The 10,831-nt window shown below is 39.3% G+C and carries 11 protein-coding genes; 5 read left to right on the forward strand and 6 right to left on the reverse strand.

From position 1 onward, the window contains the following. The first annotated feature begins 59 nt into the window (after nucleotides 1-59). A complete protein-coding gene (locus EA341_RS15585) occupies nucleotides 60-737 on the forward strand; it encodes a porin family protein (RefSeq protein WP_293016092.1) in 678 nt (225 codons plus the stop codon). 61 nt (nucleotides 738-798) lie between these two features. Here EA341_RS15585 and EA341_RS15590 read toward each other — a convergent pair whose 3' ends face one another. Together EA341_RS15590 and EA341_RS15595 are read right to left on the reverse strand one after the other, a co-directional pair. Beyond that, nucleotides 799-2,496: a M56 family metallopeptidase gene (locus tag EA341_RS15590; protein WP_293016093.1), complete on the reverse strand. Its 1,698-nt coding sequence runs from the start codon at nucleotides 2,494-2,496 to the stop codon at nucleotides 799-801. Beyond that, entirely contained in the window at nucleotides 2,493-2,864 is a 372-nt protein-coding gene (locus tag EA341_RS15595; protein ID WP_293016094.1) for a BlaI/MecI/CopY family transcriptional regulator, read from the reverse strand. Before EA341_RS15595 ends, EA341_RS15590 begins: the two co-directional genes overlap by 4 nt. 304 nt (nucleotides 2,865-3,168) lie before the next feature. Here EA341_RS15595 and EA341_RS15600 point away from each other — a divergent pair, with 304 nt between their 5' ends. The 3 genes from EA341_RS15600 (at nucleotide 3,169) to EA341_RS15610 (ending at nucleotide 5,034) form a co-directional block, all read left to right on the forward strand. Further along, nucleotides 3,169-3,537: a hypothetical protein gene (locus EA341_RS15600; RefSeq protein ID WP_293016095.1), complete on the forward strand. Its 369-nt coding sequence runs from the start codon at nucleotides 3,169-3,171 to the stop codon at nucleotides 3,535-3,537. A 120-nt stretch (nucleotides 3,538-3,657) separates the two neighbouring features. Then, nucleotides 3,658-4,173: a hypothetical protein gene (locus tag EA341_RS15605; RefSeq protein WP_293016096.1), complete on the forward strand. Its 516-nt coding sequence runs from the start codon at nucleotides 3,658-3,660 to the stop codon at nucleotides 4,171-4,173. Nucleotides 4,174-4,284: 111 nt separating this feature from the next. Further along, complete coding sequence (locus tag EA341_RS15610) at nucleotides 4,285-5,034, forward strand: TerC family protein (protein WP_293016097.1); 750 nt, start codon at nucleotides 4,285-4,287, stop codon at nucleotides 5,032-5,034. Between the two features lie 7 nt (nucleotides 5,035-5,041). Here EA341_RS15610 and EA341_RS15615 read toward each other — a convergent pair whose 3' ends face one another. Together EA341_RS15615 and EA341_RS15620 are read right to left on the reverse strand one after the other, a co-directional pair. Then, nucleotides 5,042-5,443 (reverse strand): Fur family transcriptional regulator, encoded by a 402-nt coding sequence (locus EA341_RS15615; RefSeq protein ID WP_293016098.1) that lies wholly within the window; start codon nucleotides 5,441-5,443, stop codon nucleotides 5,042-5,044. A gap of 5 nt (nucleotides 5,444-5,448) precedes the next feature. Next, on the reverse strand, nucleotides 5,449-6,396 hold the full coding sequence (locus tag EA341_RS15620; RefSeq protein WP_293016099.1) for a GTP-binding protein: 948 nt from the start codon (nucleotides 6,394-6,396) through the stop codon (nucleotides 5,449-5,451). 311 nt (nucleotides 6,397-6,707) lie between these two features. On the opposite strand from EA341_RS15620, the gene mog reads away from it, so the two are divergent. Next, nucleotides 6,708-7,238 (forward strand): molybdopterin adenylyltransferase, encoded by a 531-nt coding sequence (mog, locus tag EA341_RS15625; protein ID WP_293016100.1) that lies wholly within the window; start codon nucleotides 6,708-6,710, stop codon nucleotides 7,236-7,238. A gap of 35 nt (nucleotides 7,239-7,273) precedes the next feature. Here the strand turns inward: mog and EA341_RS15630 are convergent, their stop codons facing one another. Further along, the gene (locus EA341_RS15630; RefSeq protein ID WP_293016101.1) at nucleotides 7,274-10,522 is read right to left on the reverse strand and encodes an ATP-binding protein; all 3,249 of its coding nucleotides are present in this window, start codon (nucleotides 10,520-10,522) and stop codon (nucleotides 7,274-7,276) included. Nucleotides 10,523-10,538: 16 nt separating this feature from the next. Beyond that, nucleotides 10,539-10,831 (reverse strand): HAMP domain-containing sensor histidine kinase (locus EA341_RS15635; protein WP_293016102.1); only part of this gene is annotated, 293 nt, incomplete at its 5' end.

Here is a 10,831-nt window from a genome sequence, read left to right on the forward strand (position 1 = left end):
TTAATAAAACACATTCACTTATTTAAGTTATTAGTTTTAATTTAATCAAATATATAGCCATGATAAAGTTACCTCAATTTAATCTTTTAACAGGGATTGGAATATCCTTACTCCTAATGATGTTTACATCCCATGGGTTTGCACAGAGCAATAATCCCGGACCTAGAATAGGGATTAAGGGTGGCGCCAATTTATCCCAATTCTTCGTAGACCAACCTACCGTGGAGGATGAAAACATGAAAGTAGGGCTTCACTTCGGAATTTTCACTAAGATACCTGTAACCAACTTTTTAGCCTTCCAGCCGGAGTTGCTTTACACAAATGTAGGCTCTAAAATTTCTTACGGCGGAAGTACAGTAGGAAGTGTATTAGGAATCAGGGAAGGACAGGTAAGGTATAATTTGAATTACATTCAGCTACCCCTTGCGATGGCCATTAATTTAGGACCTTTAAACATCCATGCCGGCCCCTACGTATCGTACCTGGTTTCCGCAAATGTTAAAAACCTTAGAACTTCTGATCTTACCACAATAAGTACCATTGAATTGAACAATGATGATTTTAATTCAATGGATTATGGTTTATTGGCAGGGGTAGGTTTTGATATAAGCAATGTTACAATTGGAGCAAGATACAATTATGGTTTGCGACAAGTGGGCAAAGAAGGAATGGCACGTAACCTTACCAATAATTCCAGAAATGCTGTAGCCCAGTTATATATTGGATTTGGATTTTAATTGCTGTTTCCGGACTCAGGAATAGTCTATTAGCCCTAAAACTAAATGCAACTGCCTCGTATTAAATACTGGGCAGTTGCATTGAAGTTATTGTTCCGTCCTCGGCACTAATTATTATTATTGAGATGTTTTCTTTAGAAATATAATTTATGCCATTGCTTTTTTCTGAATCCAATTGGGTAGTATCAATTGTCCTAAAATGATGAAAGATTGAGGCCTCATAATTTCCAGGAATAAACTTGGTAATCTGGCCATTCTTCATTGCAAAATGTTTTATCCAATAATTGACCTGAACTTTGTCCTCATTGGGGTATTCAGCCTGAATGAGGCGGATTTTTTTCTGGGATTGATAATACTTACCATGGTAATATTCATGGGTCATCAATGAAACACTGTAGGCAGGTTTCTTGAAAAACCCTTTCTTCTCTGTTTCACGCACTACAAATATGGCAAAGTCCTCTGGCTGGTAATTATTTAAAGCTTCGATATCTTTTTCCTGATCATCAATAGTTAAGGTGATTTTTTTGGTTTTTTTCCATTCATCGTAAACTTCCTGTTTGATGATCTTTTTTTCCGGAGGCGTTTCATAAAGAATGCTGGTTCTTACTTTCGGATAGGCTTTTTGAAGTTCCACTAATTTTTCAAAGGTCAAATCATCAAAAAACGGAAACTCTGTAACCTTATATTTTTCGTCCTCATCCAAGGCCAGGTAGGCTTTTCGGAGTGAAGTCAGGTCTAATTGATTCAAATTCAAATAAAATGGATTATCCTCTTGAAATGCCTTAGCAAGGATTTGCTCATAGTCATTAGGTGCTCCAAAAGGAACCGCTTCAAATGACTGGCTTGCAGACAAGGAAATCAATAAGAATCCCACAAGAACAGCAGAGATAGATTTGAGCAATTTGGTTTTAAACCTTGAGCTGGATTTTCCCATCATGATTAACCTGTTTTTGGTGGAGGAAAAATTAAATGGACTGCTAATCGATAGGTCTACTTCCTGGCTTGCTACTTTATTGAAGAGTAGCCATTGGTAGGCGGTTTTGTTCTGGAATCTGGAATTTACCGCTGCATCTGCCAAGAATTCATGATTCAGTTGGATGGCATTTTTATAGAGAAAGTATAAGGGGTTGAACCAAAAGACAATCTTCATTAACTCCACTAACAATATATCCCAAGTATGCTTTTGCCGGATATGGGCCAATTCATGATAAAGGATTTCTTCCTCAATCCGCTTATTTTGATATGCTTCTTTTTCCAGAAACAGAAAATTCAAAAAGGTAAAAGGAAGGGTTTTTTGCTCCAATAAAATGTAGGTAAAGTCTTTTTCTCTGATGTTTGGATTTTCTCTGATCAAGCTGATCAGTTGCCTAAGTTGAACTATAAATCTGAGTAGAAAGAATGTTAAACCAAAGAGGTAAATGCCCAGAAAAAATTTGAACCAATTGAAAGTATCATTTACCTGGATTGGTTCGGAGTCTGCTTTTTCAAGATGTTCCGAGACAATAATCTCAGCTGAAAGGGTTTTAGCCTTGTTTTCTGATTTTTCTTCAGATAGCATCAATGTTTTCTCAGGGAATAAACTTTCCTTGATTGGCATATCAAATGGCATCTGAAGGAAAGGAACTATCAGAGAAAAACAGATTGCAAAAATCAGATAAAACCTGTTGAACCGAAACATGCTTTCTTTGACCAAGAAAAAGCGGTAAAAAGCATAACAAATGGCCAATGAGATGGTAGCCTTTATGATAAATGCGATCATGGCTTTTGAGATTTAAGTTGTTCTTCAATTATTTTTTTTAGCGCTTCCAACTCTTGGTTATCCAATGCGGTCTCTTTGGCGAAAAAAGAGGCAAAAGCTGCTGGTGAATCATTAAAAAAATCTTTGATCATAACATTAACCTTTTTGGAGAAGTAATCATTCTTATCCACCAAAGGAAAGTATTCTCTGGAGTTTCCATACAACTCAAAAGCGATAGCCCCTTTTTCCTGCAACCTTTTTAATAAGGTGGCAACCGTTGTACTCGCTGGTTTGGGTTCGGGATAAGTTTCCAAGATGTCCTTCATAAAGGCTCTTCCTTTTTCCCAAATCAGATTCATAAGTTGCTCTTCAGCATTTGAAAGATTCATATTCTAGTGTTATAGACATTGTTCTACAAATATAGAACAGTAATATTATTTTCAAAAATTTTCACCTGTGAATTTTTAATCTTTAGTTCAAAAAATTAAAAGCTATATGCAGCTTGCCGCTGGTTGGAAATCAAATTTATCTTATAAATCAAGTAGTGCTTTTCTAGTAAATAACACATCTTCAAAATAGCTAAAAATTTAAATTCTGATAAAGCTGATATTCATAAAATATGGTATTAAAATTGACAAGTAATCTCTGTCAATTGTTTGGATAAAAAATGATCAAGACAATTTGAAAACCTTCATGAAAAACCTCCTTAAAACTTGCTTTGGTGTTTTTTTCGCACTCTTCATGGGTGCTCAGGGAATTATGCTCCAGCATGTTTCTGAAGAAGCCTTTGTTTTAAATAACCAAATAAAGGAGTCATCTGAATTAGGAGAGGTTTTTATAGGAGATTATACCAAATCTTTGCCTATTATTTTGAAGACAGAGATTCATCTTGTTCCTCAAAATACCCATTTCCAATCCCTTTCCCATGATTTTGTAGCCGGTTTTCAAGCACAGCAAATTCATTTTGAAACTTCAATCAAAAACAAAATCAGCCTGTCAAGGCTTGTGGATTTGATTTTTGATATCAGGGTTTTGAAATTTCCCTCCCACTTTTTCTGGTAAAAGCTGAAATGATTCATTCCTAAGCAAATGCTTGGGAACTCAGGTATTCCCGATTGAGGGATGTCACCCTTTAAAAAATCATTTCAACGGCATTAGTTTGCCACAACACATTTCCAGACCATGTTTGACATAGATATCATTACCTTGGCTATTTCAGCGGTAGCCATGATAGCCTTTGCGCTGCCTTTTTACTTTGCAAGCCGGAAGATCAACAAGAAAAAAGCCCTTGCTTTAAAGCAAATAGAGGATTTTATCCAATCCCAAAACCTGACAATTCAAATCCGGGATATTTGGAGAAATCAATATTTTATTGGTTTAGACACAGTAAAGGGAGTTTTGGTGTATTGTGAACACCTCGACAATTCCTCTCCTGTACTGATAGACCTTAAGAAAATAAATCAAGTGGCTATTGAAGAGGCGGCACATGTGGTGGGTAATATGACCAATTCCCATAAAGTGCTGGACAAACTTACTCTGTCGATGACCGATGAACACAACCGGAAAATACAGGGTCTTGAGTTTTATGATGGTGATAAATATTCTGACTTGAATGGTGAGGCAGTTCTGATCAAAAAATGGGAACTGTTGATCCGAGAACAGGCGATGAGTCATAAAAGCAAATTGCAGACTGCATAGTACAATTCAGGGGCTCAATTTGAGCTCCTTAATTTAAGTTTCCCTCTTTCGGTGAAAGATAGCCTTAGATAATATAAACACTTAAATAATCTTTTAAGACCATATACAGCAATGGAAATTTTCCTATTATCTGAAACTTGGATTGCCTTGACCACTTTGACATTTTTGGAGGTGGTGCTGGGCATAGACAACATTATATTTATATCGATCATCTCCAATAAACTTCCGCACTCCCAGCAGGAAAAGGCCCGGATCATTGGGCTTGTATTTGCCATGGTTTTTCGGGTAGGCTTGCTTTTGGGTATCACCTATATCATCAAATTCAATGAGCCATTGTTTTCGGTATTCGGCTTTGAACCCAGTGGGAAAGACTTGATTTTGATAGGAGGAGGCTTGTTTTTGCTCTTCAAGTCCACCCTTGAGATATCTCACAAAATGGAAGGTAAAGCAGAAGAAATCAAGGCAAATGCTACAAAGAACATAGCCAAAGTGATTTTTCAAATCATCTTGTTGGATGCTGTGTTCTCCTTTGACAGTATTTTGACCGCCATAGGACTAGTGGATGAAGTGATCCTAATGATCATTGCGGTTGTCATTTCCATGAGTATCATGATTGCCTTTGCCGGCAAGATCAGTAATTTCATCAATAAGCATCCAGCCCTACAGATTCTTGCACTGTCCTTTTTGATACTGATAGGCTTTATGCTACTCGTAGAAGGATTTCATGTTGAAGTGCCAAAAGGCTATATCTATTTTGCTGTGTTTTTCTCCTTAACCGTAGAAATTATCAATATGCGCATGAGGAAAAATTCAGAGGGAAGAAAAGTCAAACTCAATCCGAGATTGAAGAAGGTTGGGTGAGGAATGCCTACCTACAAGTGCAGCAATACCCCTCCAAGACCACCATATCTAAATTGATCATTTTATCGGAGATGGTTTTAAGGTATTCTTGTGGCAGGGTAGGCAGGGACTCTACTTTTTGACAGGATTTACAGCGGAATTGGGTAGTATTGACCTCATCGCTTTTTTTATTTTGAAGCGAATAAAGGGTGTTTCCGTCCGAACAGGGAATTTTGTTGATCAGCTGTTTTTCGGTTAGAAGTGTCAGGGTGCGGTAAACGGTGGTACGATCCATTTGAGCAAATAACTCCTTACTCATCGTACAAAGGGAAAATGCCTTTCCCTCTTCTGCCAATTTGCTGAGGACAGCAACCCGGTTTTTATTGGGTCTTATTCCCTTTTCTTTCAGCATCAATTCATATTTATCCATTTCCTTTACATTTTTTTCTTAGTAATCTGTGAAAGTATCCTTTCCAGGCCTTTTCTTTCTATATCCCTGCCAATAAAGACCAGGAAGTATTTTTGGGACTCGATAGGAGACTGGGAAGTAAAGGTGACTTTATTGCCTGTAGATTGTAAGAGGACGGGATTTTCTTCCCCTTCTAATTTTACAAAACCTTTGATTCGGTATACTTGATGGTAATGCAGGTATAATGTCACTGAAAGTGCAGCATACAACTGGTCCCTGTCAAAAGCCTCTGGAACGGCTATGGCAATGCTTTTCATCCTGTGTCCAGCCGTGGTTTCGATACTTCCAAACTGATCTATTTTAGAAAAATTGGACATGGTGGACTTAGGGATATTATTGACATCAAACTGGCCGTTTACAATGGATTCAATCCCAGCAAAAGGATTGAGGGATTTTAATTTTGCCTCCAGTTCTGATATGTATTTAGACTGTACAAGGTCAGATTTGTTGATCAGTATCCTGTCGGCTGCGATGACCTGACGGTACATTTCAGGAACCTCTTTTATCCTGTCTTCAAAATTCTCCGCATCCACCAAGCAGATGACCTGGGTGAGGTCAAAAAATTTCATGACATCATCTCTTTTAAAAACAGAGGCCAACATCCCAGCATCAGCTACTCCAGATGCTTCTATGTAAAGACAGTCAGGTTGCCGCTCGGCTTTAATCAACTGGGTCAATACTTCTATCAATTCGGCATCGAGTGAACAGCAGATACAGCCATTATTCAATTCAAAAAGTTGGTTGTAATTTTTTTGGACTAAAGTGCTATCCACCGAAACTTTACCGAACTCATTTTCTATGACAAAATTCAGTTTATCCTTTTCACTGGCCAGAATGTTGTTGAGCAGGGTCGTTTTTCCAGAGCCCAAAAAACCTGTGAGGATGACAACTTTGATTTTTTCCGGTTTTTGCATTTATTATTTTGATTTGGGAATATAACCTGCATGTCAGCGACATTCCTGATTATAGCTGGGATTATATTTTGAAATGATATTCATTGATACTAGGTTGATAATAGGATATTTGTCTACCAAATGCCATGAATTAACCTGATTTTCTCTTGCTATTTGTATCAGGTTGGAAATTCATTTTGGGTAAAATTATACAATACAATTCAAAATATGCAACGGTGTTGCATATATTTGATTCTGAAGGAAGCAATTGTGCTTCTGGGACGAGTAAGCCCCTAAATCAAAAAAATAAAATTGAAAGAATAATCACTGAAATGGATAAAATTAAAATAGGAATACTTACCTGTTCGGATCGTGCTTCGGCCAATATTTATGAGGACATATCAGGAAAAGAGATCATTAAATTTTTGGAAGAGGTCTTGTCAAATGAGTGGGAACCGGTTTACAAAATTGTACCTGACGAAAAAGAGCTTATAGCATCCTGCTTGAGGGAGATGGCAGAAAAAGATCAGTGTGCGCTGATTGTAACTACCGGTGGTACAGGACCTGCATCAAGGGATGTTACTCCCGAAGCTACAGAACAGGTCTGTCAAAAGATGCTCCCCGGTTTTGGGGAGTTGATGAGGCAAATAAGCCTGCAATATGTGCCCACTGCGATTCTTTCCAGGCAAACTGCTGGGATTTTGGGAACATCCTTGATTGTCAATTTACCTGGTAAACCTTCAGCTATCAGACAGTGTTTGGAGGCTGTTTTTCCTGCTGTTCCATATTGCATTGACTTGATAGAAGGTCCTTTTTTGGAATGTAAAGAGGGAATTGTGAAGGTTTTTAGGCCAAAGAAGTAGGGGATAACCTACTTCTTCTTAGGAGTAGGTTTATATCAGACAAGAGGAATTTGAATGATAAACTCTGTGCCTTTCCCTTCTGAGCTTTCCACACTAATCTCCCCGCCATGCGCCTTTATGATATCATAACTCAAACTCAATCCCAATCCTGTGCCTTGCCCTGCTGGCTTGGTGGTGAAGAAAGGCTGGAAGATCTTGTCTCTGATGGCTTCGGGAATACCGGGTCCATTATCGGAAATTGAGATTTGGATTTTGTCGCCGAGGTTTTTGGTGGAGACGGTGACAAATGGCTTGAAACCCTCCAAGGGTTTCAAACCCTTGGAGGGTTCGTTTGTGGCCTGAAAGGCATTAATGACAATATTCAATAGCACCTTACCGATATCGGAACGGACAATCTCGATTTTGGGAAGGGAGGAATCGAAGTCTGTGATCAGTTGGATTTCGCCATCTTTGTTCTTGGCCTTAAAACCCTGATAAGCCAGGTTCAGGTATTCTTTGGCTAAAGTATTCAGGTTGGTCAGTTCTTTCTCGCCAGAACCGGATTTGCTGTGTTCCAGCATGCCTTTGACAATGGCATCGGCACGTTTTCCATGGTGCTGAATCTTTTCCAGATTTTGCTTGATATCCTCCAAAATCTCATCCTCCATCTCGTCATTTTCATCTCGCATCCCACCTTTTGCTTCTCGTCTCTCGCTTCTCGCCTCTCGAATCTCCTCCACCAGCTCCGCACTCACCTCACTGAAGTTATTCACAAAATTCAACGGATTCTGGATCTCATGGGCAATGCCGGCGGTAAGTTCTCCGAGTGAAGCCATTTTTTCCGATTGGATCAGTTGGGCTTGGGTGGATTTAAGTTTGTGATAAGCCTTTTCAATTTCCTTTGCCTGGGCGAGTTCTTTTTCTCTTGCCCGCTCTCTTTCTTTGGCTAGCAAGCGCTCTGACTGAAATTTGACAATGCCAAAAATAATCAAGGCGAGAATCATGAAATAAATCAAATACGCCCACCAAGTAGCATACCATGGGGGAAGTACGGTAAAGGCAAAAACAGCTTCTTCACTGATTTTGCCTACAGCATTTTGTGCCCTTACCCTAAATCTATATTTTGCTGGAGGCAGGTTGGTGTATTCTTTGACTTTGTTATCATTCCAGTCCACCCAATCCGGGTCAAAACCCTCTAGAAAAGTCTGGTATTTGGTTTTCTTTTCTTCCTCAAAATAGGGTGCGGCAAACTCAAAGCGATAGGAATTATCCTTCAGCCTTATTGCTTCCAGACCTTGGTCTCTTCCATATCGGATCAGCTCAAGGGTATCTGTTTTGGTTTCTATCCTTCGGAGCAGCGTAAAGAACGGCTTTTCTGTACTGACCTCTTTTTTAGGATCATATCGGATTAAACCTTCGCTTGATACAAACCACATACTACTGTCTGCATCTAAAAAATTGTTAGATGGCAAGTATTGACCCATAGAACCCTGATTTGAATTTTTTTCGTAAGTTCCATCAGGGTTTTGGATTAGAAGAATAGGCTCGTTACTTTTTGTACCTACCCAAACCCTTTTTAAAGGGTCTTCTATTATTCCTATAATGTTAGCTTCGATTTGATCAAACTCTGTAGCTTTTATAAATTCGCCATCAGCCTTTGAAAACCTTTGAAGCCCGGAGTAAGATTGAGCGTAGATTTCTCCATTGACAGCTGATATCCATCCAGAGCCATTTTCTATCTGAAAACTTTTGACTTTATAAGCATTCAGATCCGTTCCGCCAAGGTTATTTTCTTGTTTACTGACTTGAAAGGTAAAACCACTACGTGTACCCGCCCAAAGCTCTCCCTCCCTGTTTTCTCTCAAGTAGTAAATATCACGATCCACGCCCTCAATTTCGCCAAGATATTCCCAGGGAACTTCGGGTAACAATCCCCGGCTATAAACAGCTACACCTGATCCGTGCCCTACATAGAGGATATTGGGATTATTTTTTTGAATAAAAAGAACATTTGGAAAACTTCTATTTTTTGGGTTTTCAAGAGGTATGATTTTACCTGCTCTTAAAATCTGGAATTGATTTCCCGGAATAATCAAGTCCTCTCCGTCTTTTAAAAGATCTAATAATTGTCCTGTATTGGTTCCTGGAGCAGGTTGGAATGTCTTTTCCTTTTCATTGAATTTCAAGAGACCATTGGTAGTTCCTACAAACAAATCATCACCGATTTTTTCAATTGCATTGACTGAAGAACTTATTCCAATTTCCTCTCCATACAGCAATGCAGGAGTATTGATTTCCACTCGGGCCATTCCTTTATCTGTGGTCAACCACAACCCTCCCGAAAGATCTTCATAGGCACTAATTACATTATCAGCCTGAAGTCCATTAGACTTGTTGATAGTCCTGATGACTTCCCCTATGGAATTCATAATAAGGAATCCTCCTCCGAGTAAAGACAAGGCATAATCCCCATTATCCAGTAATTCTCCCTTGTACAATTGTGACCCTCCTTTTAGGTAGGGATCAACTTGGGAAGGAAACTTTTGCAATAGCTCCCCATCCCATAAATAAAATCCTGCATTGATATGGCCCAGTAAATATTGTTTGCTATTGTCATTTCCATATGGAAGCATTACCGTTAACCTTTCTCTTCCCAAGGCTTCTGTGCCGGGTATCAAGACAATATCCTCCCCTTTCAACTTATACAGCCCCTTTTCGATCTGATGAATAAAAAGTGTATCATCCAACAGGAAAGAATACATAAAGGCTGTTTCCGCTTTCCAGTTTTTCAATGACTTTAGTTCAAGGTCTAAACTTAACTCCAACCTGAGAATTTTATCTCTTGCCTGTAGGTAGATATAATTATCCTTTAATTGGATCGTCCAGATTGTTCCAAGGGGAAGGTATTCTTCGGGGATAAGATGAAGAAAAGAAACCGGCTGCGTTTCACCCTTAGCATCCCTCTCCAAATATCCATATGCATCAGTTCCTGCATAGAAAATCCTTCCTTTTTTATCCTTAGCCAAATAACGTACATGGTTTCTACTATCATTCTCCCCAAAGACATTTCTCCAGTTTACCCCGTCATATTCTATCAGACCGTTTGAGGTTCCAAAATACATCAGCCCATCCTCACTCTGAATGGCTGACCATACCTGGTAAGCCCCCTTATATTTCTCAGGGAGGTAAGTGCTGATGGGAAGTCTTCCTGCCTCCTCCAAAGCTGATTGGGCGGAGAGGAACCCGGGGATGGTGATCCACAGAAAAGTGAAAAGAAGCGAAATTGTGTTTTTGATGGTATGCATAGTCTTTGTTTTTTAATCAGATGGGTAGGGTAATGGTGAAGGTGGTGCCTATTCCCCGTCCGACCGGGTCATCCGGGCGGGCTTTTTCGGATTCCACACTAATCTCCCCACCATGCGCCTTCACGATATCATAACTCAAACTCAATCCCAATCCTGTTCCCTGACCGGTGGGTTTGGTGGTAAAGAAAGGTTGGAAGATTTTGTCTTTGATTTCAGGAGGAATACCGGAACCGTTGTCTTTGATAGAGATTTGTATTTTGTCGCCGAGGTTTTTGGTGGAGACGGTGACAAATGGCTTGAAACCCTCCA

Source organism: Mongoliibacter sp., assembly GCF_007692705.1.
Lineage (GTDB): Bacteria > Bacteroidota > Bacteroidia > Cytophagales > Cyclobacteriaceae > Mongoliibacter.